General features: G+C 67.7%; 24 protein-coding genes and 2 rRNA genes. 15 read left to right on the top strand and 11 right to left on the bottom strand.

Annotated elements, in window-relative coordinates; all coding sequences use genetic code 11:
• The first annotated feature begins 179 nt into the window (after positions 1 to 179).
• A 23S ribosomal RNA gene (locus ABD830_RS25905) occupies positions 180 to 3,283 on the top strand.
• A 78-nt stretch (positions 3,284 to 3,361) separates the two neighbouring features.
• Positions 3,362 to 3,478: ribosomal RNA gene (gene rrf / locus ABD830_RS25900) — 5S ribosomal RNA — on the top strand.
• Positions 3,479 to 3,532: 54 nt separating this feature from the next.
• Here the strand turns inward: rrf and ABD830_RS25895 are convergent.
• Entirely contained in the window at positions 3,533 to 3,985 is a 453-nt protein-coding gene (locus tag ABD830_RS25895; protein WP_344992282.1) for an Lrp/AsnC family transcriptional regulator, read from the bottom strand.
• 126 nt (positions 3,986 to 4,111) lie between these two features.
• Here ABD830_RS25895 and ABD830_RS25890 point away from each other — a divergent pair, with 126 nt between their 5' ends.
• Together ABD830_RS25890 and ABD830_RS25885 are read left to right on the top strand one after the other, a co-directional pair.
• Positions 4,112 to 4,999 carry a phenylalanine 4-monooxygenase gene (locus ABD830_RS25890; RefSeq protein WP_344992279.1) on the top strand — a complete coding sequence of 296 codons (888 nt, stop codon included), beginning with the start codon at positions 4,112 to 4,114 and terminating at the stop codon, positions 4,997 to 4,999.
• A 165-nt stretch (positions 5,000 to 5,164) separates the two neighbouring features.
• Positions 5,165 to 5,977, top strand: coding sequence for a serine hydrolase (locus ABD830_RS25885; RefSeq protein WP_344992276.1), 813 nt, complete (start codon positions 5,165 to 5,167; stop codon positions 5,975 to 5,977).
• Here ABD830_RS25885 and ABD830_RS25880 read toward each other — a convergent pair.
• Genes ABD830_RS25880 through pstS form a run of 5 tightly spaced genes read right to left on the bottom strand, consistent with a single transcriptional unit; the run spans position 5,946 to position 10,425 of the window.
• Positions 5,946 to 6,671: a winged helix-turn-helix transcriptional regulator gene (locus ABD830_RS25880; protein ID WP_344992273.1), complete on the bottom strand. Its 726-nt coding sequence runs from the start codon at positions 6,669 to 6,671 to the stop codon at positions 5,946 to 5,948. The two genes, ABD830_RS25885 and ABD830_RS25880, sit on opposite strands and share 32 nt — an antisense overlap.
• On the bottom strand, positions 6,671 to 7,447 hold the full coding sequence (pstB, locus tag ABD830_RS25875) for a phosphate ABC transporter ATP-binding protein PstB (RefSeq protein ID WP_344992270.1): 777 nt from the start codon (positions 7,445 to 7,447) through the stop codon (positions 6,671 to 6,673). The genes ABD830_RS25880 and pstB overlap by 1 nt, the downstream gene beginning before the upstream one ends.
• A 15-nt stretch (positions 7,448 to 7,462) precedes the next feature.
• The gene (gene pstA, locus ABD830_RS25870) at positions 7,463 to 8,338 is read right to left on the bottom strand and encodes a phosphate ABC transporter permease PstA (protein WP_344992268.1); all 876 of its coding nucleotides are present in this window, start codon (positions 8,336 to 8,338) and stop codon (positions 7,463 to 7,465) included.
• Positions 8,335 to 9,315, bottom strand: a complete 981-nt coding sequence (pstC, locus tag ABD830_RS25865; protein WP_344992265.1) for a phosphate ABC transporter permease subunit PstC — start codon at positions 9,313 to 9,315, stop codon at positions 8,335 to 8,337. The genes pstA and pstC overlap by 4 nt, the downstream gene beginning before the upstream one ends.
• A 6-nt stretch (positions 9,316 to 9,321) precedes the next feature.
• On the bottom strand, positions 9,322 to 10,425 hold the full coding sequence (pstS, locus tag ABD830_RS25860) for a phosphate ABC transporter substrate-binding protein PstS (RefSeq protein ID WP_344992262.1): 1,104 nt from the start codon (positions 10,423 to 10,425) through the stop codon (positions 9,322 to 9,324).
• A gap of 121 nt (positions 10,426 to 10,546) precedes the next feature.
• Between pstS and ABD830_RS25855 the strand changes: the two genes are divergently transcribed.
• Positions 10,547 to 11,020, top strand: coding sequence for a low molecular weight protein-tyrosine-phosphatase (locus ABD830_RS25855; RefSeq protein ID WP_344992259.1), 474 nt, complete (start codon positions 10,547 to 10,549; stop codon positions 11,018 to 11,020).
• On the top strand, positions 11,007 to 11,804 hold the full coding sequence (locus ABD830_RS25850; RefSeq protein ID WP_344992256.1) for a fructosamine kinase family protein: 798 nt from the start codon (positions 11,007 to 11,009) through the stop codon (positions 11,802 to 11,804). Before ABD830_RS25855 ends, ABD830_RS25850 begins: the two co-directional genes overlap by 14 nt.
• Here ABD830_RS25850 and hisN read toward each other — a convergent pair.
• The 3 genes from hisN to aroA form a co-directional block, all read right to left on the bottom strand.
• Positions 11,801 to 12,619, bottom strand: coding sequence for a histidinol-phosphatase (gene hisN, locus ABD830_RS25845; RefSeq protein WP_344992253.1), 819 nt, complete (start codon positions 12,617 to 12,619; stop codon positions 11,801 to 11,803). The genes ABD830_RS25850 and hisN overlap by 4 nt on opposite strands.
• Before the next feature lie 230 nt (positions 12,620 to 12,849).
• Positions 12,850 to 13,890, bottom strand: a complete 1,041-nt coding sequence (gene rsgA, locus ABD830_RS25840) for a ribosome small subunit-dependent GTPase A (protein WP_344993030.1) — start codon at positions 13,888 to 13,890, stop codon at positions 12,850 to 12,852.
• Positions 13,891 to 14,056: 166 nt separating this feature from the next.
• Positions 14,057 to 15,343, bottom strand: coding sequence for a 3-phosphoshikimate 1-carboxyvinyltransferase (gene aroA / locus ABD830_RS25835; RefSeq protein WP_344992249.1), 1,287 nt, complete (start codon positions 15,341 to 15,343; stop codon positions 14,057 to 14,059).
• A gap of 118 nt (positions 15,344 to 15,461) precedes the next feature.
• On the opposite strand from aroA, the gene ABD830_RS25830 reads away from it, so the two are divergent.
• Both ABD830_RS25830 and ABD830_RS25825 read left to right on the top strand, forming a co-directional pair.
• Positions 15,462 to 16,208 carry an SOS response-associated peptidase gene (locus tag ABD830_RS25830; protein WP_344992246.1) on the top strand — a complete coding sequence of 249 codons (747 nt, stop codon included), beginning with the start codon at positions 15,462 to 15,464 and terminating at the stop codon, positions 16,206 to 16,208.
• A gap of 155 nt (positions 16,209 to 16,363) precedes the next feature.
• Positions 16,364 to 16,696: a TraR/DksA family transcriptional regulator gene (locus tag ABD830_RS25825; RefSeq protein ID WP_344992243.1), complete on the top strand. Its 333-nt coding sequence runs from the start codon at positions 16,364 to 16,366 to the stop codon at positions 16,694 to 16,696.
• Positions 16,697 to 16,708: 12 nt separating this feature from the next.
• Here the strand turns inward: ABD830_RS25825 and ABD830_RS25820 are convergent, their stop codons facing one another.
• Positions 16,709 to 17,464: a class I SAM-dependent methyltransferase gene (locus tag ABD830_RS25820; protein WP_344992240.1), complete on the bottom strand. Its 756-nt coding sequence runs from the start codon at positions 17,462 to 17,464 to the stop codon at positions 16,709 to 16,711.
• A 308-nt stretch (positions 17,465 to 17,772) separates the two neighbouring features.
• Here ABD830_RS25820 and ABD830_RS25815 point away from each other — a divergent pair, with 308 nt between their 5' ends.
• The 7 genes from ABD830_RS25815 (at position 17,773) to ABD830_RS25785 (ending at position 24,181) form a co-directional block, all read left to right on the top strand.
• Entirely contained in the window at positions 17,773 to 18,378 is a 606-nt protein-coding gene (locus tag ABD830_RS25815; RefSeq protein WP_344992237.1) for a sigma-70 family RNA polymerase sigma factor, read from the top strand.
• Positions 18,375 to 18,641, top strand: a complete 267-nt coding sequence (gene rsrA, locus ABD830_RS25810; RefSeq protein ID WP_344992234.1) for a mycothiol system anti-sigma-R factor — start codon at positions 18,375 to 18,377, stop codon at positions 18,639 to 18,641. Before ABD830_RS25815 ends, rsrA begins: the two co-directional genes overlap by 4 nt.
• Before the next feature lie 10 nt (positions 18,642 to 18,651).
• Positions 18,652 to 19,593: an NAD-dependent epimerase/dehydratase family protein gene (locus tag ABD830_RS25805; RefSeq protein ID WP_344992231.1), complete on the top strand. Its 942-nt coding sequence runs from the start codon at positions 18,652 to 18,654 to the stop codon at positions 19,591 to 19,593.
• Positions 19,594 to 19,814: 221 nt separating this feature from the next.
• The gene (locus ABD830_RS25800) at positions 19,815 to 21,164 is read left to right on the top strand and encodes an HD-GYP domain-containing protein (RefSeq protein WP_344992228.1); all 1,350 of its coding nucleotides are present in this window, start codon (positions 19,815 to 19,817) and stop codon (positions 21,162 to 21,164) included.
• Positions 21,161 to 22,456, top strand: a complete 1,296-nt coding sequence (locus ABD830_RS25795) for an HD-GYP domain-containing protein (protein ID WP_344992226.1) — start codon at positions 21,161 to 21,163, stop codon at positions 22,454 to 22,456. Before ABD830_RS25800 ends, ABD830_RS25795 begins: the two co-directional genes overlap by 4 nt.
• Positions 22,457 to 22,579: 123 nt before the next feature.
• Complete coding sequence (locus ABD830_RS25790) at positions 22,580 to 23,941, top strand: acetyl-CoA carboxylase biotin carboxylase subunit (protein WP_344992223.1); 1,362 nt, start codon at positions 22,580 to 22,582, stop codon at positions 23,939 to 23,941.
• 27 nt (positions 23,942 to 23,968) lie between these two features.
• Positions 23,969 to 24,181, top strand: coding sequence for a biotin/lipoyl-binding carrier protein (locus ABD830_RS25785; protein WP_344992220.1), 213 nt, complete (start codon positions 23,969 to 23,971; stop codon positions 24,179 to 24,181).
• Here ABD830_RS25785 and ABD830_RS25780 read toward each other — a convergent pair.
• Complete coding sequence (locus tag ABD830_RS25780) at positions 24,171 to 24,551, bottom strand: thioesterase family protein (RefSeq protein WP_344992217.1); 381 nt, start codon at positions 24,549 to 24,551, stop codon at positions 24,171 to 24,173. The genes ABD830_RS25785 and ABD830_RS25780 overlap by 11 nt on opposite strands.
• Positions 24,552 to 24,659: the final 108 nt, after the last annotated feature.

The following is a 24,659-nucleotide window of genomic DNA, read 5'->3' as shown; positions in this document are numbered from 1 at the left end:
GAGTGGGAACGGGGTCGCGAGGGTGCGGACTGGTTGGACACACTGTTGGGTCCTGAAGGAACGGGCATGCGTGCCTGGTTCTTCTTGGATGACAGGGCCGCTGAAGCAGCTTTTCGGAGTTGTGGATGCGGTTGCTGTTTGTTGTTTGAGATTTGCATAGTGGACGCGAGCATCTTTGTGGCCAAGTTTTTTAGGGCACACGGTGGATGCCTTGGCATCAGGAGCCGATGAAGGACGTGGGAGGCTGCGTTAAGCCTCGGGGAGTCGCCAACCAGACGTTGATCCGGGGATGTCCGAATGGGGAAACCTAGCACCAGTCATGTGGTGTTGCCTCCGCCTGAATGTATAGGGCGGTTGGTGGTAACGCGGGGAAGTGAAACATCTCAGTACCCGTAGGAAGAGAAAACAATATGTGATTCCGTGAGTAGTGGTGAGCGAAAGCGGATGAGGCTAAACCGGGCGTGTGTGATAGCCGGCAGGCGTTGCATGTCCGGGGTCGTGGGACCTTCTTGAGGTAGCTGCCGCTGTCTCGGAGAGTGATAAATCCATCTGATAGTTGAAGCCTCTGGGAAGGGGCGCCGTAGACCGTGAGAGCCGGGTAGGCGAAATTGGATGGACTCTCGGAGGGGATCCCAAGTAGCACGGGGCTCGAGAAATCCTGTGTGAATCTGCCAGGACCACCTGGTAAGCCTAAATACTCCCTGATGACCGATAGTGCACGAGTACCGTGAGGGAAAGGTGAAAAGTGCCCCGGTGAGGGGTCGTGAAATAGTACCTGAAACCGTGTGCCTACAAGCCGTAGGAGCTTACAGCAGCTTGCTGTTGTGTGATGTGACTGCGTGCCTTTTGAAGAATGAGCCTGCGAGTTATGGTGTGTGGCGAGGTTAACCCGTGTGGGGGAGCCGTAGCGAAAGCGAGTCTGAATAGGGCGTTTGAGTCGCATGCTGTAGACCCGAAGCGGAGTGATCTACGCATGGGCAGGTTGAAGCTCAGGTAAGACTGGGTGGAGGACCGAACCCACCAGGGTTGAAAACCTGGGGGATGATCTGTGTGTAGGGGTGAAAGGCCAATCAAACTCCGTGATAGCTGGTTCTCCCCGAAATGCATTTAGGTGCAGCGTCGCGTGTTTCTTGCCGGAGGTAGAGCACTGGATGGCTAATGGGCCCGACAAGGTTACTGACGTCAGCCAAACTCCGAATGCCGGTAAGTGAGAGCGTGGCAGTGAGACTGCGGGCGATAAGGTTCGTAGTCGAGAGGGAAACAGCCCAGATCACCGACTAAGGCCCCTAAGCGTGTGCTAAGTGGGAAAGGATGTGGAGTCGCAGAGACAACCAGGAGGTTGGCTTAGAAGCAGCCACCCTTGAAAGAGTGCGTAATAGCTCACTGGTCAAGTGATTCTGCGCCGACAATGTAGCGGGGCTCAAGTACACCGCCGAAGTCGTGGCACTGACAGCTATGAGCTGTTGGTGGGTAGGGGAGCGTCGTGCAGCTGGTGAAGCAGCAGAGTGATCTAGTTGTGGAAGCTGTGCGAGTGAGAATGCAGGCATGAGTAGCGAATCGAGGGTGAGAAACCCTCGCGCCGGATGACCAAGGGTTCCTGGGGCAGGCTAATCCGCCCAGGGTAAGTCGGGACCTAAGGCGAGGCCGACAGGCGTAGTCGATGGACAACGGGTTGATATTCCCGTACCCGCTTCAATGCGCCCATACTGAACCTCGTGATGCTAAGAGTCCTTAACTCGCTTGAGCCTTCGGGCTTGGGGTCAGAGTGAACGCTCGAACCGATCGGGTAGTAGGTAAGCGATGGGGTGACGCAGGAAGGTAGTCCAGCCCAGGCGATGGTTGTCCTGGGGTAAGCATGTAGGGCGGAACGTAGGCAAATCCGCGTTCTTTATGCCTGAGATGTGATGCCGAGCCAATTGTGGCGAAGTGGATGATCCTATGCTGCCGAGAAAAGCCTCTAGTGAGTGTTGTGGCGGCCCGTACCCTAAACCGACTCAGGTGGTCAGGTAGAGAATACCAAGGCGATCGGGTGAACTGTGGTTAAGGAACTCGGCAAATTGCCCCCGTAACTTCGGGAGAAGGGGGACCTCTGCTGGTGATGAGTTTTGCACTCGGAGCTGGTGGGGGTCGCAGTGGCCAGGGGGAAGCGACTGTTTACTAAAAACACAGGTCCGTGCGAAGTCGTAAGACGATGTATACGGACTGACGCCTGCCCGGTGCCGGAACGTTAAGGGGACCGCTTAGCTCAACTTGTTGGGCGAAGGTGAGAACTTAAGCGCCGGTAAACGGCGGTGGTAACTATAACCATCCTAAGGTAGCGAAATTCCTTGTCGGGTAAGTTCCGACCTGCACGAATGGCGTAACGACTTCCCCGCTGTCTCAACCGCAGACCCGGTGAAATTGCAGTACGAGTAAAGATGCTCGTTTCGCGCAGCAGGACGGAAAGACCCCGGGACCTTCACTACAGCTTGACATTGGTGTTTGGAACGGCTTGTGTAGGATAGGTGGGAGACTGGGAAGCTCGGACGCTAGTTCGGGTGGAGTCATTGGTGAAATACCACTCTGGTCGTTTTGGATGTCTAACTCTGGTCCGTGATCCGGATCGGGGACAGTGTCTGGTGGGTAGTTTAACTGGGGCGGTTGCCTCCCAAAGAGTAACGGAGGCGCCCAAAGGTTCCCTCAGCCTGGTTGGCAATCAGGTGTTGAGTGTAAGTGCACAAGGGAGCTTGACTGTGAGACTGACGGGTCGAGCAGGAGCGAAAGCTGGGACTAGTGATCCGGCATCGGCGTGTGGAAGCGGTGTCGCTCAACGGCTAAAAGGTACCCCGGGGATAACAGGCTGATCTTCCCCAAGAGTCCATATCGACGGGATGGTTTGGCACCTCGATGTCGGCTCGTCGCATCCTGGGGCTGGAGTAGGTCCCAAGGGTTGGGCTGTTCGCCCATTAAAGCGGTACGCGAGCTGGGTTTAGAACGTCGCGAGACAGTTCGGTCCCTATCCGCTGCGCGCGCAGGAGACTTGAAAGGGGCTGTCCCTAGTACGAGAGGACCGGGACGGACGAACCTCTGGTGTGCCAGTTGTACCGCCAGGTGCACGGCTGGTTGGCTACGTTCGGGAGGGATAACCGCTGAAAGCATCTAAGCGGGAAGCTTGCCTTGAGATGAGGTCTCCCACCACGAGAGTGGGTAAGGCTCCCGGTAGACGACCGGGTTGATAGGCCGGAGGTGGAAGCACGGTAACGTGTGGAGCTGACCGGTACTAATAGGCCGAGGACTTGACCACAAAGCAGACTTTTCGAGTCGTTCTTGCTCGCGTCCACTAGGCAATTCTGAGACAGCAAACAGTTGCTGCTCGAGGGGTTGCGGCGGTTATGGCGGGAAGGAAACACCCGGTTACATTCCGAACCCGGAAGTTAAGCTTCCCAGCGCCGATGGTACTGCACTCGGGAGGGTGTGGGAGAGTAGGTCACCGCCGCACAATATTTAACAAGGAGGGCCACCCGGAAGGGTGGCCCTCTTTTTTGTATGGCACTCAGCGGATGTTCAGGAGTGGCTCGATCCGGTAGGGGATCTGGGTGGACAGGGAGATGGTCGTGTCCGTCCGCTGCACCGCCGGCGACGCCAGGATGTGGGCGATGATCTCCTGGAGATGGTCCGTTGTGTGCGCCACCACCCGGCACAGCAGGTCGTGCTGGCCGCTCGTACCGTGAACCTCCAGGATCTGCGGGACGGCCCGCAGCGCCTCCACGGCCTCCACCAGCCGGCCCTGGGCGATCTGCAGCCACACGAAGGCCAGGATGGGGTATCCGGCCTGAGCTGGTGACACGGTCGGGCCGAAGTCCTCGATCACGCCCCTGGCCGTCAGCTTCTCCACCCGAGCCTGTACGGTGCCGCGCGCCACGCCCAGCAGCCGGGCCAGCTCCGTCAGCCCGATCCGGGGATGGGCACGCATGGTCACCAGCAACCTCGCGTCCAGATCGTCCATGGCCTGCCCCTCCCATGCTGGGCGATTCGACCAGAAATTTCGCGACTTAGAGTGCGAAATCTAGCGTATCGCTTAGCAGAACTGGGCGCTCTTGCCAGGAAAACCGGGGTTTGCTGTCATTTGGACATGTTTGAGGAAGCGCAGTACTTCGCCCCCGTCGCGGCCCAGCAGGACGGATCGGTGGTGGTCGAGCTGTCCGCGTCCCACCCGGGGTTCGCGGATCCGGTGTATCGGGCGCGGCGGAACGCGATCGCCGGGCTGGCCGTCAACTACCGCCCGGGCACGCCCATCCCGGCCGCCGAGTACACCGAGCAGGAGCACGAGGTCTGGGCCCTGGTGACCAGGGAGCTGGCGGTGAAGCACGCCAAGTACGCCACCGCCGAGTATCTCGACGGCGTGGACCGGCTGGGGCTGCCCCAGGAGCGGATCCCGCAGCTCGAGGAGGTCTCGCGCCTGCTGGAGCCGCTGACGGGGTTCCGCTATCTGCCGGCCGCGGGGCTGGTGCCGCTGCGGGACTTCTACGGCGTGCTGGCCGACGGGTACTTCCACTCGACGCAGTACATCCGGCACCACTCCGTGCCCTTCTACACGCCGGAGCCGGACGTCATCCACGAGGTGATCGGGCACGCCAACGCGCTGGCGAGCTCCCGGTACGCCGCCCTCTACCGGCTGGCGGGCCAGGCCGCGCGCCGGGTCCAGTCGGACGAGGCGCTGGAGTTCGTGTCGAAGGTGTTCTGGTTCACGCTGGAGTTCGGGGTCATGCGGGAGGCGGGCGAGCTCAAGGCGTACGGGGCGGGCATCCTGTCCTCGTACGGGGAGATCGAGGAGTTCCGCGGCATGGACATCCGGCCGCTGGACCTGTCGGCGATGGGCACGACCCACTACGACATCACGAAATATCAGGACGTACTGTTCCGGGCCGATTCCCTTCAGCACCTGGAAGACGTCGTGGGGGACTTCTGGGACACGTGTGACGACGACTCGATCGCGAAACTCATCGCCGCCGCCGTCTAGCGGCCTGTCGCAATTTTTCGTGATAATGCGTCAATGGTGGCGAGCCGAGGACAGGCAGTACCACGAGCGGTCATCGCACTGGCCCTGCTCGCCGCCCTCGTCCCGGCATCCGGAGCCCCGCGATTACCGGCCCCCGCAAAGGTACCCCTCGCACGACGGGCTCCGGTGCTGCTGGGGATCCGCGAGGAGGCCGCCGGGGCCCGGCTGGAGCAGGTCTCGGCCGAGGAGACGCTGGCGCCGGTCCCGGCCAAGCGGATGAGCAAGCGGCTCGACGGCTATCTCGCGGGCCGGTCCGGGAAGGTCACCGCCATGGTCAAGGACCTGGCGACCGGGCGGCTCTACCGCTATCACCCGGGCGAGCGGATGATCACCGCCAGCACCGCCAAGGCGCAGATCCTCATGGGCCTGCTGCTCAAGACCCCGTGGAAGAAACTGCCACAGGCCGTCCGGCACGACGCCGAGATCATGATCCGCTACAGCGACAACCACGCCGCCGACCGCCTCTGGCTGCGCCTCGGCGGCGCGCCGGGCTTCACGAAGGCCGGCAGGAAGTTCGGGCTCAAGCACACGCAGGGCGTCCCGGGCAACTGCGTCGACCTGTACTGCTGGGGAATCACCCGAACGTCGGTGGACGACCAGATCCGCCTCATGCGCGCCCTGGTGGCCCCCAAGAGCCCGCTCAGGGCCAAGGACCGCGACCAGGTGCTCAGCCTCATGGGCCGGGTCATCGACGGCCAGAACTGGGGGATCAGCGCCGCCGCGTGCAAAGGCGACCGCGTGGCGCTGAAGAACGGCTGGCTCAAGCGCGTCTCGAACAAGCTCTGGGCCACGATCAGCGTGGGCCTGCTCAGAGGCGACGGCCACGACTACGCCATTGCCGTACTCACCGAGGGAAGCCCTCAGGTGGGGTACGGCATAGCGACCGTCGAAGGCGTGGCGAAGCGGATCATGCAGGACTTCCGGAAGTGCCCGGCGTGACCAGGCGGTAGCCGACGCCCCGCACGGTCTGGATGAGCTGGTCGTCCTCGTCGCCCAGCCGGGCGCGCAGGCGTTTGACGTGCACCGCGATCGTGTTGGTCGAGGTGGTCGCCGCCGCGTGCCACACGTGACGCATGATCTGCTCACGGGTGACCGTGCGGTCGGCGTTGCGCATCAGGTAATGCAGTAACTCGAACTCGCGCAGCGGCAGGTGCACGGCCCGCCCGTCCACGCGTACCTGATAGGCCTGCACGTCCAGCTCGACCCCGCCCACGGCCAGCAGCTGGCGTGACCCGGGCGAGGCCGCCTGGATGAACGGCAGCAGCTCCGTCACCCGGTAGGGCCTGGCCACGCAGGCGGCCGCGCCGGCCGCGAGCGCGCGCACCGCCTGCTCGGCGTGGCCCTCGCCGACGCCGAGCAGCACAGGGACGGCGCGCGCGAGGCGTACAGCGCGGACGAACTCCACCGCGTCGATGACCGTGAGCGTGGCCGAGACGAGCACCACGTCAGGCTGCAGGGCCCCCGCCTGGAGGAGGCCCTGAGCACCGTCGGGCGCGCCTGTGACGGCCACGCCCTCGCGTTCGAGCGCCGTGGCGAGGTCCTCCACGACGGCGTCGTCGGGGTCGGCTATGAGCAGTACGGGCTTGGTCCGCGTGTCCCCGTTCACCGTGAGTGCCGCCTGCTGTTGGGTCATCAGCCGAAGCGCCCCGTGATGTAGTCCTCTGTGGCCTTCTGAGACGGGTTGGTGAACATGCGGGACGTTTCGTCCATCTCGATCACCTTGCCGGGCTTGCCCTGCTCAGCGAGGTTGAAGAACGCGGTCCTGTCGCTGACCCGGGCGGCCTGCTGCATGTTGTGGGTGACGATGACGATCGTGTACTGGTCCTTGAGCTTGGCCATGAGGTCCTCGATGGCCAGCGTGGAGATCGGGTCGAGCGCCGAGCACGGCTCGTCCATCAGCAGGACCTGCGGCTTGACCGCGATGGCCCGGGCGATGCAGAGCCGCTGCTGCTGACCGCCCGACAGGCCGGCGCCCGGCTTGTTGAGGCGGTCCTTGACCTCGTTCCAGAGGTTGGCGCCCTTGAGCGACTCCTCCACGATGCCGTCGAGCTCTGACTTGCTGACCCGGCCGTTGAGCCGGAGGCCGGCGGCCACGTTCTCGGCGATCGACATCGTGGGGAACGGGTTGGGGCGCTGGAATACCATGCCGATCATCCGGCGCACCGAGACGGGTGCGACGGTGGGGGCGTACAGGTCCTCGCCGTCGAGCAGGACCTTGCCCTCGACGCGGGCGCCGGGGATGACCTCGTGCATGCGGTTGAGCGTGCGGAGGAACGTCGACTTGCCGCATCCGGACGGGCCGATGAACGCGGTGATCGAGCGGGGCTCGATGGTCATGGACACGTCCTCGATCGCCTTGTGCGACCCGTAGTACGCGTCGAGACCCGAGACCTGGATCTGCTTGGACATTGCGTCGATAACCCCCTATCGGCCCCTGGCGGGCGCGCGCCACCAGGCAATCAGACGCGCCACCAGGTTGAGCAGCATGACGATCAGGATGAGCGTGAGGGCGCCGGTCCACGCCCGGTCGATGGCGGTGTCGTTGGGCCGGGCCGCCTGGTCGAAGACGAAGAGCGGCAGGCCCATCTGCGGTCCGGTGAACGGATCGTTGTTGATGGAGTTGGTGAAGAACACCGTCATCAGCAGCGGCGCGGTCTCGCCGGCGACCCTGGCCACGGCCAGCATCACGCCGGTGACGATGCCGGTGAACGCCGTCGGCAGCACGACCTTCAGGATCGTGCGCCACTTGGCCACGCCCAGCGCGTACGAGGCCTCGCGCAGGTCGTTGGGCACCAGCCGGAGCATCTCCTCGGCCGATCTGACCACCGTCGGCATCATCAGGATCGACAGCGCGAGCGCGCCCGCCCAGCCGGAGAACTGGAAGCCGAGGACGAGGATCCAGAACGCGAAGACGAACAGGCCGGCGACCACCGAGGGGACGCCGGTCATGACGTCCACGAAGAAGCTGATCGAGCGGCTGAGCCGGCCGCCGTTGCCGTACTCGACCAGGTAGATCGCGGTGAACAGGCCGATGGGGACGGAGATGAGCGAGGCGAGCAGGACCTGCTCCAGCGTCCCGATGATCGCGTGGTACGCGCCTCCGCCCGCGTCGCGGGCGCCGATGCCGCGCATCGAGTGGGTGAGGAACTCGAGGTCGAAGCGGGCCAGGCCGTTGGAGATGACCAGCCAGAGCACCGAGACGAGGGGCACCACGGCGAGCGCGAACGCCAGGTAGACCAGCCCTTGGACGAACTTGTCCTTGATCCGGCGGCCGGTCGAGATGTGCTGGATTCCCGTCATGCGCCGGCCCTCCCGTACTCCTTGCGCCGGTTGATGATCAGGCGGGCGCCCATGTTGACCAGCAGCGTGATGACGAACAGCACCAGACCGGAGGCGATCAGCGCGCCGCGCCCGATCTGGGTGGCCTCGCCGAAGCCGTTGGCGATGTTCGCGGCGATGCTGTTGGCGTGGGGCGTGAGGATCTCGAAGGTGATGTCGAAGGTCGCGGGGAAGATCAGCGCGACCGCGATGGTCTCGCCCATGGCCCGGCCGAGACCGAGCATGGCGGCGCTGATGATGCCCGGGCGGCCGAACGGCAGCACGGCCATCCTGATCATTTCCCAGCGGGTGGCGCCGAGCGCGAGCGCCGCCTCCTCGTTCATCTTCGGCGCCTGGAGGAACACCTCGCGGGAGATGGCCGCGATGATCGGCAGGATCATGATGGCCAGCACGACGGAGCCGGCGAGCATGGTCTTGCCGCCGACGGCGCCTTCGCCGGCGAACAGCGGGAACCAGCCGAGGTTCTCGTTCAGCCACTTCGACGGCTCGCGCAGCAGCGGCACCAGGAACGCCAGGCCCCACAGGCCGTAGACCACGCTGGGCACGGCGGCGAGCAGGTCGACCAGGTAGCCGAGCGGCGAGGCCAGGCGGCGGGGCGCGTAGTGCGAGATGAACAGCGCCACCCCGACCGCGATCGGGGTGGCGATGACCAGGGCGAGTGCCGAGCTGAGCACCGTGCCGAAGGCCAGGGCGGCGATGCCGAACACCTTCTGGCCGTTGGGGTCCCAGGTCAGCTCGAAAAAGAAGGACGCCTTGTTCGCCTGCAGGGCGGGGATCGCCTCGCTGATGAGGAACACGGCGATGGCCGCCATGATCGCCAGCAGGATGACGCCGGCCGCGGTGGAGACGAAGCGGAAAGGGCCTTCACCATGGGTGCGCCGCGAGGCGGACCGGCTCATGGCCGGCCCGCCGTCACGGGTCTTCAGATTTGTGGTCATCTGCAATCAGGAGATCGCCTCGACAGCGGACCGGACCTTGGTGAGCAGGGTGCCGGCCAGCGGGGCGTAGCCGAGCTCCTTCAGCGCCGACTGGCCCTCGTCGCTGGCGGTGTAGGTGAGGAATGCCTTGACCACCTTCGACTGGTCGGCCGGCAGGCCCTTCTCGCAGGTGATCTCGTACGTCACCAGCACGATCGGGTACGCGCCCGCGGTCTTGGTGGCGTAGTCGATCGACAGGGCGAGGTCGTTGCCGGTGCCCTTGATCTGGGCGCTCTCGATGGTCTTGGCCGCGCTCTCGGGGGTCAGCTCGACGTACTCGTTCGCGCCGTTGGCGACCTTGGCCTTCTGCAGCGAGGAGTTCTCGGCGAACGAGAGCTCGACGTAGCTGATCGCGCCCTCGGTGTCCTTGATGGAGGAGGCGATGCCGTCGGAGCCCTTGGCGCCCTGGCCCTTGGCCTCGGCGGGCCACGCCTTGGCGGGCTCGTACGCCCAGCCGCCGGTGGCCTTGAGGAACTTGGTGAAGTTGTCGCTGGTGCCCGACTCGTCCGAGCGGTGGAAGGCCTGGATCGGGGTGGACGGCAGCTTGGCGTCGGGGTTCTCGGCCTTGATGGTGGCGTCGTCCCACTTGACGATCTTGCTGTTGAAGATGCCGGCGAGCGTCTTGGGGGAGAGCTGGAGGCCCTCGACGCCGGGGAGGTTGTAGACCACTGCGATGGGGCCGGTCACCATCGGGATGTTGATGGCCTTGCCGGTCTTGCAGCGGGCGTCGGCCTGCGGGGCCTCCTCCGGCTTCAGCGCCGAGTCCGAGCCGGCGAAGGAGACCGTGCCCTGGATGAACGACTGCACGCCCGCGCCGGAGCCGCTGGGCTGGTAGTTGATGGTCACACCCGAGTTCGTGGCCGTGAAGTTCTTCGTCCACTCGGTGATCGCGTTGGCCTGGGCGGAGGAGCCCGCGGCCTGAATCGTGCCGCTCAGACCATTGTCGTTGCCCGCGGCGGGCGCGCTGGCGGCCGTGGTGCCGCCGCCGGGGGCATTGTTGTCTGTGCCGCACGCAGCGAGGGAGAGCGCGCCGACGACGGCGACAGCGGCGAGCCGGCCTGCATACTTCACGGTTGGGTTTCCTCCCACTTGGTCCTTAGTCGCCATGAACGTATGCAGCCAAGGTGACTTGAACCCCCCGACAAGGGTGAACGTTCGGTGAACGCGCCCGGTCGCCCCCATGATGGGAGTTATGACCTATCGCGTATGCCTGGTGTGCATGGGAAACATCTGCCGATCCCCCATGGCGGAGGTGGTGCTCCGCCAGACGCTGACCGACCGCGGGCTGGGCGACCGCGTCACCGTCGAGAGCGCCGGGACCGGCGGCTGGCACGTCGGTGACCCCATGGATGAACGGGCGCTGACCATCCTCGAGCAGCATGGTTACGACGGCGCGGCGCACCGGGCCCGGCAGTTCACCCGGGACTGGTTCGACCGCTATGACCTGGTGCTGGCCATGGACCGGGACAACCTGGCCAACCTACGACGGATCGCGCCTTCCGGGGTGGAGGTGCAGTTGTTCCGCGCGTTCGACCCCGCCGCCGAGGAAGGGGCCGAGGTGCCCGATCCGTACTACGGGGGCCGCGAGGGGTTCGAGGAGGTGCTCGCGCTGGTCGAGTCCGCCTCCGAGGGCGTGGCCAAGCACATCGCCGATGAGATCGACTGAGAGCCTGGGCTCGTCCCACGGATGGCGGCTGCTGCGGGGCGTGCTGGACGACGGGCGCGAGGTGTTCGCGAAGACAGCGTCAGTCGCTGGGGCCGCCTCGGAGGTGTTCGCCTCGGAGGCCGCGGGGCTGCGCTGGCTGGGCGAGGCGATCGCGGTGCCCGAGGTGGTCGAGGTCGGTCCCGATCGGCTCGTCCTGTCATGGGTGCGGGAGGAGGCGCCCAGTGCGGTGGCGGCCGAGCGGTTCGGGCGTTCGCTGGCCCGGCTGCATCGGGCGGGGGCCGCCGGCTTCGGCGCGCCGTGGCCGGGGTTCATCGCCGAGTTGCCGATGGACAATGCGCCCGCCGCCGACTGGCCCTCCTTCTACGCCTCCCGGCGGGTGCTGCCCTTCGCCCGGCAGGCCGGGCTGCCCTCATCCGACCTGGCGCTCGTCGAGCGGGCCGTGGAGCGGTTCGCCGCGGTGGCGGGGCCTGCAGAGCCGCCCGCGCGGATCCACGGGGATCTGTGGAGCGGGAACGTGCTGTGGTCGCGAGGGTCGGCGGTGCTGGTCGATCCCGCGGCCCATGGCGGGCACCGGGAGACCGATCTGGCCATGCTGGCGCTTTTCGGGCTGCCGTACCTCGATCGGGTGCTGGGGGCCTACTGCGAGGAGTACCCGCCGGCGGAGGGCTGGCGGGAGCGGGTGCCGCTGCACCAGCTGCATCCGCTGCTCGTCCACGTGGTGCTGTTCGGGGGGTCCTACCGCGACGGGTTGATGAACGCGGTACGGCGGGTGCTGGCGCTCTAGGCCCCGTGGATCGGTGAACTCTGGGTGAACGAGGTGCCGTTGAGGCGGTTGATCACCTCGTCGTGCAGGATCCCATTGGTGCAGACCAGGCTGCCGCCTTCCAGCCCTCGCACCCCGGCGACGTCGGTCCAGCGGCCGCCGGCCTCCTCGACGATCACCGTGAGCGCCGCCATGTCCCACGGCGACAGCTCGGGCTCGGCCGACAGGTCCGCCGATCCCTCGGCGACCATCATGTGTGACCAGAAGTCGCCGTACGCCCTGGTGCGCCAGCAGGCGCGGCCGAGGTCGAGGAAGTTCTCGAGCTTGCCCGCCTTCTCCCATCCGCCGAAGCTGGAGTACGAGAACGACGCGTCCTCCAGGCTGGACACGGAGGAGACCCGCATCCTGGACGCCTTGGTCAGGCTCTTGCCGGTCCACGCGCCGCCGTCGATCGCCGCCCACCATCTCCGGCCGAGCGCCGGAGCCGACACCAGGCCGACGACGACCCTGCCGTACTCCATGAGCGCGATCAGGGTCGCCCACACCGGAACGCCGCGTACGTAGTTCTTGGTGCCGTCGATCGGGTCGATGATCCACGAACGGGCGCCCCAGCCGGTCTTCCCGAACTCCTCGCCCACGACCGCGTCGCGCGGCCTGGCGCGGCGCAACGTGCCCCGGATGGCCTCCTCCACGGCACGGTCGGCGTCGCTGACCGGCGTCAGATCTGGCTTGGTGTCGACTTTGAGATCGACCGCCTTGAACCGCCGCATGGTCAGGTCATCGGCGGCGTCCGCCATGACATGCGCGAGACGAAGATCATCGTTATAACCCTGCACGGTCGCCCACGCTACCGGAATTGTCCTCAGTGCTCCGGCTTCAGGTCGGGGGTAAACCGGACTTTTCCGTGGGACTGGACAAGAACTGCTGTTTCGCCGTGAAGGTAAAAGGACGTCCAGACGGCTCAGATCAGTTGATTCCCCTGTTTGACGCGCATGATCGCGAAAGAGAATGAGGCTCACTCTTTGGCGGGAAAGGGTGATTGCCGCGGGTTCCGGCGGCAATCGGGTCAGGGGGCGTCGTCGAGGGTGCCTTCGCGGCTGGAGAGCAGGCGGCGCAGTGACTCGAGGCGGACGGGATCGGCGTTACCCTTGGCGACCCAGGCGTCCAGGGCGCACTCGGGGCCCAGATGGGTGCAGCCCTTGGGGCAGTCGACCGTGCCTTCCACGAGATCGGGGAACGCGGCCAGGACCGTCTCCATGTGTACGTGGGCCAGGCCGAAGCTGCGCACGCCCGGCGTGTCGATGATCCAGCCGCCTTCCGGCAGCTCCAGGGCGACGGCCGAGGTGGAGGTGTGACGGCCGCGCCCGGTCACGGCGTTGACCTGGGAGACGGCGCGGTTGGCAGCCGGCACCAGGGCGTTGACGAGAGTGGACTTGCCGACGCCCGAGTGGCCGACCAGGACGCTGACGCGGTCTGCCAGATGGTCGCGGAGCTCCTCCAGAGGACCGCCCTTGTGCACGACCACGTGCGGGACGCCCAGGGGCTCGTAGAGGGACACCAGCTCGTCGGGCGGGGCGAGGTCGGACTTGGTGAGGCAGAGCAGCGTCTCGATCTCGGCGTCGAAGGCCGCCACCAGGATGCGGTCGATCATGCGGGGCCGGGGCGGCGGGTCGGCGAGGGCGGTGACGATGACGAGCTGGTCGGCGTTGGCCACGACCGGGCGCTCGATGCCGTCGGTGTCGTCCGTGTCGTCGGCCGAGCGGCGGAGCATCGACGTGCGGGGCTCCACGCGTACGACCCTGGCCAGGGTGTCGGGGCGGCCGGAGACGTCGCCGACCAGGGCGACCCGGTCACCCACGACGATGCCCTTGCGGCCCAGCTCGCGGGCCTTCATGGCCACCACGAGGCGGCTCTGCGGCTGCTTGCGCTTCTGCGCGGACCCCTTCGGGCGCTCCGGCTCGACCAGTGTCGTGTAGCGGCCGCGGTCCACGGCCACCACGAACCCTTCGACGGCGTCCTCGTGCGCAGGACGGATCCGGGTCCGCGGCCTCGAGCCTCTGCCCGGGCGGACCCGTACGTCGTCCTCGTCGTACTCCCGCTTCTTCAGCGGTCTGCTCCCATGCGCTCTCTCGCTCTCCCTCTGTGGGCATGCGGCAGTGGCCTCGTGCCGGTGGATCTCGCCATAGGGGCGGCTGACCCCCACGTGCCGCCCTTTTCCGACGTGCCCGGCGTTTTCATCGCGAAACCCGCCGCTGGAGGGCGGCGGACCCGGCTCATCGGACTTCCAGCATGCCGGCCCACATCTGGACGAACTCTGGGAGGGTCTTGGCCGTCGTCGCGATGTTCTCCACCTCCACGCCGGGCACCCTGAGGCCGATCACGGCTCCGGCCGTGGCCATGCGGTGGTCGTCGTAGCTGTGGAAGATGCCGCCGTGCAGCGGTCGGGGGCGGATGACCAGGCCGTCCTCGGTCTCCTCCGCGTCGCCGCCCAGGCGGTTGATCTCGGTGGCCAGCGCGGCCAGGCGGTCGGTCTCGTGGCCGCGCAGGTGGGCCACGCCCCTGATGCGGCTCGGCGTGGTCGCGAGCGCGGCGAGGGCGGCGATCGTCGGGGTCAGCTCGCCCACCTCGTGGAGGTCGGTGTCGAGGCCGGTGATCTCGCCTGTCGGCCGCCCCGTGACCACCAGGTCGGATCCGTCGGGGGAGCGGGTGACCTCGGCGCCCATCGCGCCGAGCAGGCCGCGCAGGGCGTCGCCCGGCTGCGTGGTGCGGGCCGGCCACGCGGGGATCGTGACCGTGCCGCCCGTGACCAGGGCGGCGGCCAGGAACGGGGCCGCGTTGGACAGATCGGGCTCCACCGTCATGTCCCTGGCCGCGATCGGGCCGGGCTCGACGCGCCACACGTCGCGCTCGCTGTCGTCCACCGTGACGCCCACCGCCCTGAGCATCTCCACGGTCATCTCGATGTGCGGCTGCGACGGCACGGGCGGGCCGACGTGGCGGATCGTGACGCCCTTCTCGAACCGCGCCGCCGTCAGCAGCAGCCCGGAGACGAACTGCGACGAGCCCGAGGCGTCCAGCGTGACTTCGCCGCCCGCCAGCGGTCCGCTGATCGTGAACGGGAGCGCGTCGTTGTCGACGCGCGCGCCCAGCGAACGCAGGGCGTCGAGAATGGGGCCCATCGGGCGCTTGCGGGCGTGGGGGTCGCCGTCGAAGGAGACCGGGCCGTCGGCCAGGGCGGCCATCGGCGGGACGAAACGCATGACCGTGCCCGCCAGCCCGGCGTCGATGCTCGCGCCGCCCCGGATCGGGCCCGGTGTCACCTGCCAGTCGACGCCGGCGACGCTCTCGTCGGTTGCCACCAGGGTGGCGCCCAGGGCACGCAGGGCCGAGACCATCAGGTCCGCGTCGCGGCTGCGCAGCGCCCTGCGCACGACGCCGGGGCCGTCGGCGAGCGCGGCCAGGACGAGCGCGCGGTTGGTCACCGACTTGGAGCCGGGCAGCGAGACGGTGGCGGTCACCGGAGCGGTCGCCGTGGGCGCGGGCCAGTGCGTAGCGGGCATGGTCAAAGACTACTGGGAGTGGCAGGGCGGGTTCACGGCCTGTGGACGGCGGCAGGGTTCCTCGCTCCCCCTGTGGACAAGAGGCGCGGGCGAAGGACGTACATGGCAGGGTGGGGTTATGTGCGGTAGATACGCCTCGGCGCGCAAGAAGCACGAGCTGCTCGAGGAGTTCCAGGTCGAGCAGGACGGCGACCCCGACAAGGAGCTCGGCGCCGACTACAACGTCGCGCCGACCAAGAACGTCTACGCCGTGCTCAGCCGCGTCCCCAAGGAGGCCGAGCGGGCGGTACGGCAGCTCAGGATCGTCAAGTGGGGGCTGGTGCCAGCCTGGGCCAAGGACCCCTCGATCGGGTCCCGGTTGATCAACGCCAGGATCGAGACGGTGGCCGAGAAGCCGTCGTTCCGGCAGGCGTTCGCCAAGCGCAGATGCCTGCTCCCGGCCGACGGCTACTTCGAGTGGATGCCCGTCGAAGGCGAAAAGAAGAAGAAGCAGCCGTACTTCATCCATCCGGAGGACGGCGGGGTGCTGGCCATGGCGGGCCTGTACGAGTTCTGGAAGGACCCGTCGCGTGCCGACGACGACCCGCTCAAGTGGCTGGTGACCTGCACCGTCATCACCACGGACGCGGAGGACGAGCTCGGCCGCATCCACGACAGGATGCCCATGATGATCGAGCGGGAGCGCTGGGAGGAGTGGCTCGACCCCAAACTCAACGACGTCGACCGGGCGACCCGGCTGCTGGTGCCCGCCGAACAGGGGCGGCTCACGGCGTATCCGGTCTCCACTGACGTCAACAACGTCAGAAACAACGGCCCCGACCTCATCAAACCGCTACCCGAGGAGGAGGAAACCGCCCTTTTCTAAAGGTGTAAGAAGCGCTGTAAGTGGGCATCCGGTGAGGAAAGCGATGCATCCGTTCACTCGATGTCACCGCCATAAATGCCCCCTAATTGCACCGGGCGGGACAACCGGGGAGTCCTAGCCGCGGGTTGCCGTGATTCACCCGGAGGTGCGGATTCGTGGACGTCACGACCGCTCGTGAGCGGCTGGAAGACATGCTCGCGGAACTGGACCGGTCGATCGGGGTCCTCCAGGGCGATCCCGTCGCCGTACGCGAGCATTCGGCGGCCGACGCAGGCTCGGACCTGACCGACGCCGACCGCGCGCAGGCCATGCTGGCCGTCGCCACGACGCAGCGCCGTGCCGTGATCGAGGCGATCAAGCGCCTGGAGGAAGGCGCGTACGGCCGGTGCGTCGACTGCGCCAAGCCGGTGCCGGAAGGGCGGCTGGAGGCGCGCCCGGAGGCCGCGCGCTGCGTGCAGTGCCAAGGCAAGCGGGAGCGGCGCCGCTGACGCCAGGGGCGCTCAGGCCGGGTGGGACGGGCTCTTGCGGCAGCTGGCCACGAGATGGATGCCGACCGTGTCGTCGTCGTCCGGATGGGCCTCGAGCTCCGTGCGTACCAGATAGTTGAGCGCACGCGCGTCGGACCCGAGGACGTGGTCCACCGTGGACGGCGACAGCACCGTGCGCGGCCGCATCCACTCAACCTCCAGCCCGGCGCCGACCAGCAGCTCGCGCAGCTGCCCGCTGCTGAAGCAGCGCGTGATGCTGCCGTCCGGCCACGGCACGAGCATGACCTCGCCGGTCTGCCGCAGGTGCTGCCACTGCTCCTGCTCGGCCAGGATCGCCATGCCCAGCACCAGCGAGTCGACGCACACCAGCGCCCGCCCGCCCGGCCGCAGCACCCTGGCCACGTCGTTCATCGCGGACTCCGCCATCAGCTCGATCGACAGCACGCGCTCCTCGGCGAGCACCGCGTCCACGCTCGCGTCGGGCAGGAACGCCAGATCGTCGGCGCGTACGTGACGGACCCGGTCGGCATCCCGCAACCGGGACTGCCCGTCGACGGTACGGCGGAAGTCGAGCACCTCGATCACCTTGTGCCCTGCCCTGGCCGCCTGGCCGGACCAGCGCCCCTGACCGCCGGAGAGATCGAGGATGACGGAGGGTTCGGCGGGGAGCCATCGGTTGAGTTGTTCGGCGGCGACGGCGCGGTAGAAGGTCCAGTACGGCCCGAGCGTCCCTGAGCCGTTCAGTTCCTCGGCCGGAATGGGCAGCACACGCGACTCCTGGGTTCCGGGTAAAGGGCTACCAGCCGGTACGTATGACGTTCCCCGCACCGGGTCCTTCGTACCTTCTATCTTGCGGGAACAGACAAGGGCGCGGGTGTGTTGCGACGAGCATGCTCGCTGTTGTTGATGGTCGCGACCGCTTCGGCAGTCGTCGGCTCGTTCCTCGCTCACTCCCGCCGAGCTCCTTCGCTCGCATGGTCGACCCCCTCCCCACTGACCGGCGCGTCATCGGCCAGCGGGTATCCTCCCCTGAGTACGGTGTTCCGCAACAGCCGGCCACCGGTGATCTTAGGGGGGTGGGTCCGGTGCCCGCGACAGGCGCGGAGACGCTGGAGCAGCGAAGCGAGCGATTCGAGCGCGACGTGATGCCGTATCTCGACCAGCTCTACTCCGCCGCGCTCCGGATGACCCGGAATCCCGCGGACGCGGAGGATCTGCTTCAGGAGACCTTCGCCAAGGCGTTCGCGTCGTTCCACCAGTTCCAGGAGGGCACCAACCTCAAGGCGTGGCTCTACCGGATCCTGACCAACACGTTCATCAACAGCTACCGCAAGAAGCAGCGTGAGCCGAAGCAGTCCGGCACCGAGGAGATCGAGGACTGGCAGCTCGCGCGGGCGGAGTCCCACACCTCGGGCGGTCTGAAGTCGGCCGAGGTCGAGGCGCTCGAGCACCTGCCCGACGGCGACATCAAGCAGGCGCTCGCGGCCCTGCCGGAGGAGTTCAGGATCGCGGTCTACCTGGCCGACGTCGAAGGCTTCCCCTACAAGGAGATCGCCGACATCATGGGCACTCCGATCGGCACTGTGATGTCGAGGCTGCACAGGGGACGCAGGCAGCTCCGGGGCCTCCTTGAGGACTATGCTCGCGAGCGTGGCCTGGTCCCGGCGGAGGGATCGAAATGAGCTGTGGCAACCCGCATGACACCGACTGTCGCGAGGTGCTCGACAAGGTCTACGCCTATCTCGACGGCGAGCTGACCGAGACCGACATCGTGGATATCCGCGTGCATCTCGACGAGTGCGGCCCATGCCTGAAGGAATACGACCTGGACAAGGCGGTCAAGGCGCTCGTGCACAAGCACTGCGGCTGCGACCCTGTCCCCGCTGACCTGCGTTCCAAGGTGCTGGCGCGCATCGCGCAGGTCAGGTCGGAGCTGTCCGACTAAGATGCACACCATGCGTGTGCTGGTCACCGGGGGCGCCGGGTTCATCGGGTCCAATCTCGTCGATCGTCTGCTCGCCGAAGGCCATGACGTCGACGTGGTCGACGACCTGTCGTCCGGGTGCAGGGACAACCTGGCCGAGGCGGCCGAGAGCGATCGCTTCAGGCTGCACGTCCTCGACGTGCTCGATCCCGCGCTGCCCGGCCTCGTGGCCGGGCTGCAGCCGGAGGTCGTCTGCCACCTGGCCGCGCAGATCAGCGTGCGCAAGAGCGTGGCCGACCCGAGGCGCGACGCCAGGGTCAACGTCGAGGGCACCGCCGCCGTGCTGGCCGCGGCCCACGAGGGACGCGCGCGCAAGGTGGTGTTCGCCTCCTCCGTGGCCGTCTACGGCAGGCCTGCCACGATCCCCGTGCCCGGCGACGCGGCCACCGACCCGCGCTCGCCGTACGCCGCGTCGAAGCTCAGCGGCGAGACCTACCTCGCCGCCTTCCGCGCCCTCTACGGCATCGAATACACCGCGCTGGTGCTCTCCAACGTCTACGGCCCGCGCCAGTCGCCCGAAGGCGAGGCGGGCGTGGTCGCGATCTTCACCGACGCGCTGCTCGGCGGCACGCCCACGGTCGTCCACGGCGACGGCGACCAGACGCGCGACTACGTCTACGTCGACGACGTGGTCGACGGGTTCGTCGCGGCGTGCGGCCAGCGGGGCGACGGCCGCAGGTTCAACCTCGGCACCGGCATCCAGACCACCGACCGGCGGCTCCACTCGCTGATCGCTGACGCGGCGGGCGCGCACGACCATCCGGGGTTCGCGCCGCCGCGCCCGGGCGATCTGCCCGCCATGGCGGTCGATCCGGTGCCCGCCCACGAGGGGCTCGGCTGGCAGCCGCGTACGGACCTGCCGACCGGTGTGAAGAAAACGGTCGAATGGGCGAGAAATCGTCGCCAGAAGTAGTTGCTTGATTACGCTTTGCTTGCGATTTCCGACTCTGCCCATGCGGTGACGTCCTCTTCTGTAGCGTGAACTCCAGAAGTCGACGTGGAGGCATGTGGATGATGAAGGTTATGGTCGCCCGGCTGCTCACGGCCATCCTGTTGATCACCCCGGTGATCATGCTGATCGGGGAGGCGCTCCCTCCCGGGGTGTCCTGGACCTGATCTCCGTAGGGGGCCGCAATGCGTGATCTGCCGTGGCCTGCAAGGGTCTATCTGGTCGCCGTGATCGGGGCGGCGGCCGCTCTCATGGCGCGCAGTGTGATCGTCTCCGGCACCCTCGTGGCGCCGGAGGACCTGGACGTCCTGCTGGTGCTCGCCCTGCTGTTCCTGGTGTGCGAGTCGATGCCGACGCTGCTCAACGTTGAGCAGTTCGCGGTGTCGGTCAGCTTCTCCGCCGCGCTGGCGGCGGTGGTGCTGATCGGGCCGGAGGGCGCCGCGCTGGTCGGGCTGACCGCGGTGCTGAGCGTGCGTCCCGGGCTGCCGCTGATCAAGCGGCTGTTCAACGGCGCGCAGTTCGCCATCTGCGGCTACGCGGCCGGGCGGGTCTACGAGGGCCTCGGCGGGCAGGTCGGCGTGCCCCAGGTCAACGCGTTCGACGATCTCATCGGCCCCTACGCCGCGGCCACCGCCGTGTTCGTGCCGCTCAACATCGCGCTCACGCTGATCATAGTCGGGCTGGCCACGCGGGTGCGGGCCACCGAGGTGCCGATGCGCGGCATGGCCCAGTTCCTGCTGTCGTACCTGGGCTACGGCACGTTCGGGCTGCTGGTGGCCGGGCTCTGGGCCACCGTGCAGTCGATCTCGGCGGTGCTGGTGCTGCTGCCGCTGTTCGTGGCGCGATGGGCGTTCGGTCAGTATCACGCGCAGCAGCGCTCGTACGACGCCACCATCGCCGCGCTCTGCCAGGCCGTGGAGACCAAGGACTACTACACCCGAGGCCACTGCACGCGGGTATCGCTCGCCTCGTCCATGATCGCTCAGGAGATCGGCATGGGCCCCGAGAGGGTGCGGGCCATCCGCTACGCGGGCATGCTGCACGACGTGGGCAAGCTCGGGGTGCCGACCAAGGTGCTGCAGAAGGACGGCCCGCTCACCGAGGAGGAGTTCGCCGCGATCCAGCTCCACCCCATGCGGGGCCTGGAGATCGTCCGCGGCATCGGCTTCCTCGACGAGGCGTACGCCGGGATCATGCACCACCACGAGCGCCACGACGGCACCGGCTACCCGATGGGCCTGGCCGGTGACGAGATCCCCGAGTTTGCCAAGGTCATCGCGGTGGCCGACGCGTTCGACTCGATGACCTCCGACCGCTCCTACCGCGGCGCCAGGCCCGTCGCGGAGGCGCTCGACGAGCTGCGCAAGACCGCCGGCACCCACTTCGACCCGGTCATGGTCACGGCCTTCATCCGCGCGCTCGACCGGGAGCCGTGGCAGCCGCCGCGCAAGGTGGAGGCGCCGCCGCCGGACGAGACCCCGATCAAGGACCACGACGACCCGACCATGCCCATCCAGGTCGTGACCGGGCAATGATCACCACGGAGCGCCGTCCGAGGCGCGCAGAGCGCTCGCTCAACACGGTCCTGCGCCGGCTCGACTCCGGCCAGTTGCTGCTCATCTGCGCGGCGGGGCTGGTCGCGGTCGCGGGCGTCGCCCACACCGCCGCCGTCGGGCTCGACCGCCCGGAGATCGCGGTCGGGTTCGGCGCGCTGATCGCGGTCGGCGAGCTGGCCAGGCTCACCATGCCGGGCAACAGGGAGGTCGCGCCCATCGGCGCCGCCGCCGCCCTGGGCTACACGCTGCTGCTCGACCTCAGCCAGCACCCGCTCCGCCACTCGGCGCTGCAGGTCGTGGCCGTGATCGCGGTCGGGATGCTGGCCGGCGCGCTCCCGCACCTGGCGGTCGGCCGTCCGCCCCGGCTGGACGCGATGGCGCGGCGGCTGCTCACCGGCGCGCTGCTGGCCTTCGCGTTCCGCCCGCTGGCCGACCCGCTCTACGCGCTGACGAAGCCGCCGACCAGCACCTGGTGGCCCGCGCTCGTGGTGATGGTGACGCTCATCGCGATCTCTCTCATGATCGACGTGCTGATCGCCGCGCTGCTCCGGGCCGAGCAACTGCGCACGGCGTTCAGGGTGGCCGTACGCGACGAGATCAACATGGCCTTCCCGCTGGGCGCGGCCGTGGCCTCGTCGGGCGTGCTGCTCGCACTGGCCACGCACAGCATGGACCTGGTCGCGCTGCTGGTGTTCGCCGCGCCGCTGCTGGTCACGCAGGTGGCCTTCAGGAAGTACGCCGGGATCCGCGCGACCTACCTGCAGACCGTACGCGCCCTGTCGCGGGTCACCGAGGTCGGCGGCTACGTCGAGCCCGGCCATTCGCGCCGGGTGAGCCGCCTGGCCGTGGCGATCGGCAGAGAGCTGGGCATGGCCGAGCCCGAGCTGCTCGAGCTGGAGTACGCCTCGCTGATGCACGACATCGGCCAGCTCTCGCTGCGCGACCCCATACCCGGTGGCGCCACAGTGCTGACCGAGCCCGAGCAGGCGCGGCGCATCGCCGAGCTGGGCGCCGAGGTGATCAGGCAGACCGGCGTGCTCGACCGGGTGGCCGACGTGGTGAAGCGGCAGTGCGACCCGATCGCCGACGACCCGCCGCTGTCGAGCCGCATCATCAAGGTCGCCAACGCCTACGACGACCTCGTGGGGCCCTCGACCGACCGCGACCGCGCCGGGGCCGCGCTGGAGCGCATCCGGCTGTCGTCCGGCAATGCGTACGATCCCTCGGCGATCGAGGCGCTCACGCGCGTGATCGACCGCGGGCGTGTCTAGCCCGAACAACCGCTGTCCCGTTTCGGGCCCCTCACAATTGTGGAGTTCCTACAGATCGCGCTCTTCGGATCGGTGGTTTAGGGGGAAAGGGGCCGGATCGGTTGCGGCCATAGGCTGGTCGGCGTGCTTACTGAGACGCTCGGACCCGTTCTGATCGCCAACCGAGGGGAGATCGCGCGGCGGATCATCCGCACGGTCAAGCGGCTGGGGCTGCGCGCCATCGCCGTGCACTCCGAGGCCGACGGCGACCTGCCGTTCGTGCGCGAGGCCGACGAGGCCGTGCTGATCGGCCCGGCCAATCCCGCGCAGAGCTACCTCGACGCCGCCAAGGTGCTGGAGGCGGCCCGCGCGACCGGCGCCAAGGCGATTCACCCGGGTTACGGGTTCCTTGCGGAGAACGCCGCGTTCGCCAGGGCCGTGATCGACGCCGGGCTGGTGTGGATCGGGCCCGCGCCCGAGGCCATCGACAAGATGGGCGACAAGATCAACGCCAGGAACCTCATGGAGATCGCCGGCGTGCCGGTCGCCGCGGGCACCCGCGAGCCGGTCGCCGATCTGTCGCAGGCGCTCAAGGCCGCCGAGTCCATCGGCTACCCGGTCATGGTCAAGACCGCGGGCGGCGGTGGCGGCATCGGCATGAGCGTGGCCCACGACGACGAGGGCCTGGCCAAGGCGTTCGAGCAGGCCGCCAGGGCGGCGGCCAGGTTCGCGGGCGACGCGCTCGACGGGCCCGCCGTGCTGATCGAGCGCTACATCGAGCGGGCCCGCCACGTCGAGGTGCAGATCCTCGGCCTGCCCGACGGCCGCGTCGTGGCGCTGGGCGAGCGCGACTGCTCGGTGCAGCGCCGCCACCAGAAGGTCGTCGAGGAGTCGCCGTCCCCGGGCATCACCCCGGAGCTGCGCGAGCGCATGCTCGCCGCCGCAGCGCGGTCCGGCGAGGCCGTCGGCTATCTCGGCGCGGGCACGGTCGAGTGCCTGGTCGACGCCGACAAGCAGGACTTCGTGTTCCTGGAGATGAACACCAGGCTGCAGGTCGAGCACCCGGTCACCGAGCTCGTCACCGGGCTCGACCTGGTCGAGCTGCAACTGCGCGTCGCCGCGGGGGAGAGCCCCGAGGTGCGGCCCGTGACCACCGGGCACGCGATCGAGTTCAGGGTCTACGCGGAGGATCCCAAGCGGTTCTTCCCCGGCCCCGGCACGATCACGGAGTGGGTGGAGCCGGACGGCGAGGGCGTACGCGTGGACTCGGGCTACACCGCGGGCAACACGGTCACCCCGTTCTACGACCCTCTGATGGCCAAGCTCTGCGTCTACGGCGAGACCCGCGCCGACGCGCTGGAGCGGGGGCGCAAGGCGGTGGACGCGTTCGTCGTCGAGGGCCCCAAGAACAACCTGCCGTTCTGTGCGGAGCTGCTGGACAACGCGGAGTTCGTCACCGGCGACTACGACACGGGCCTGGTTGCGCGGATGCGGGGCCTAAGGTGAACACAGTGATGAAAGAGGGGAGTTGCGGTGGCTGAGGTACGCGCTGAGATGGTGGCGAACGTCTGGAAGGTCGTCGCCAGTGAGGGTGACACCGTCTCGGAGGGCGACACGCTCGTCATCCTTGAGTCGATGAAGATGGAGATCCCCGTGCTCACCGAGGACGACGGCGTGGTGGCCCAGATCAAGGTGGCCGAGGGCGACGTCATCCAGGAGGGCGACCTGATCGCCGTCATCGAGTAGCGCGCTTCATGAATCGGGCGCGATCGACGACGATGCGCTCGATCGTGCCCTTGCCCACGATGGCGTGCCGGTCGTGGGCTTCGAAGGCGAAGACCAGGCGCCGGCCGTCGACCTCGGTGAGCTCGACACCGATCTGCACGTGCGTCCCCAGCGGGCTGGCGGCCAGGTGCTCGAGCTCGACCCGGGTGCCGACCGACGTCTCGCCGGGTGCGAGGTGCTGCTCGACGGCCCGTACGGTCGCCGCCTCGGCCAGCGCGAGCAGCCGGGGCGTGGCCAGGACGGGCACGTCACCGCTGCCGATCTTCTTGGCGGTGTCCTCCATCTCCACCATGATGAGCAGCTGGGAGCGGAGGCCGGGAGCGAGCGTCATGGGCTCAGCCTAAGGCGGCCGTACCGGCTAACGGGTCCGCTGACTTCCGGGAAACGCGGACAAGTGCCGCCATAAGGCCCCAGGATAGGGTTTGTACGGCTTAAGAAC

This window comes from Nonomuraea helvata, assembly GCF_039535785.1.
GTDB classification, from domain to species: domain Bacteria; phylum Actinomycetota; class Actinomycetes; order Streptosporangiales; family Streptosporangiaceae; genus Nonomuraea; species Nonomuraea helvata.
The sequence above is the reverse complement of the archived record's forward strand: the minus strand, read 5'-3'. Positions and strand labels throughout refer to the sequence as shown.

What these genes read in the sequence shown, in the direction of transcription:
- ABD830_RS25850 (WP_344992256.1), top strand. Translation starts at nt 11,007, where the DNA reads ATGAGATCGACTGAGAGCCTGGGCTCGTCCCACGGATGGCGGCTGCTG.
- ABD830_RS25780 (WP_344992217.1), bottom strand. Translation starts at nt 24,551, where the DNA reads ATGACGCTCGCTCCCGGCCTCCGCTCCCAGCTGCTCATCATGGTGGAG.
- pstC (WP_344992265.1), bottom strand. Translation starts at nt 9,315, where the DNA reads ATGACCACAAATCTGAAGACCCGTGACGGCGGGCCGGCCATGAGCCGG.
- ABD830_RS25890 (WP_344992279.1), top strand. Translation starts at nt 4,112, where the DNA reads ATGTTTGAGGAAGCGCAGTACTTCGCCCCCGTCGCGGCCCAGCAGGAC.
- pstB (WP_344992270.1), bottom strand. Translation starts at nt 7,447, where the DNA reads ATGTCCAAGCAGATCCAGGTCTCGGGTCTCGACGCGTACTACGGGTCG.
- aroA (WP_344992249.1), bottom strand. Translation starts at nt 15,343, where the DNA reads ATGCCCGCTACGCACTGGCCCGCGCCCACGGCGACCGCTCCGGTGACC.
- ABD830_RS25855 (WP_344992259.1), top strand. Translation starts at nt 10,547, where the DNA reads ATGACCTATCGCGTATGCCTGGTGTGCATGGGAAACATCTGCCGATCC.
- pstA (WP_344992268.1), bottom strand. Translation starts at nt 8,338, where the DNA reads ATGACGGGAATCCAGCACATCTCGACCGGCCGCCGGATCAAGGACAAG.
- ABD830_RS25880 (WP_344992273.1), bottom strand. Translation starts at nt 6,671, where the DNA reads ATGACCCAACAGCAGGCGGCACTCACGGTGAACGGGGACACGCGGACC.
- rsrA (WP_344992234.1), top strand. Translation starts at nt 18,375, where the DNA reads ATGAGCTGTGGCAACCCGCATGACACCGACTGTCGCGAGGTGCTCGAC.
- ABD830_RS25795 (WP_344992226.1), top strand. Translation starts at nt 21,161, where the DNA reads ATGATCACCACGGAGCGCCGTCCGAGGCGCGCAGAGCGCTCGCTCAAC.
- ABD830_RS25895 (WP_344992282.1), bottom strand. Translation starts at nt 3,985, where the DNA reads ATGGACGATCTGGACGCGAGGTTGCTGGTGACCATGCGTGCCCATCCC.
- ABD830_RS25800 (WP_344992228.1), top strand. Translation starts at nt 19,815, where the DNA reads ATGCGTGATCTGCCGTGGCCTGCAAGGGTCTATCTGGTCGCCGTGATC.
- ABD830_RS25805 (WP_344992231.1), top strand. Translation starts at nt 18,652, where the DNA reads ATGCGTGTGCTGGTCACCGGGGGCGCCGGGTTCATCGGGTCCAATCTC.
- ABD830_RS25830 (WP_344992246.1), top strand. Translation starts at nt 15,462, where the DNA reads ATGTGCGGTAGATACGCCTCGGCGCGCAAGAAGCACGAGCTGCTCGAG.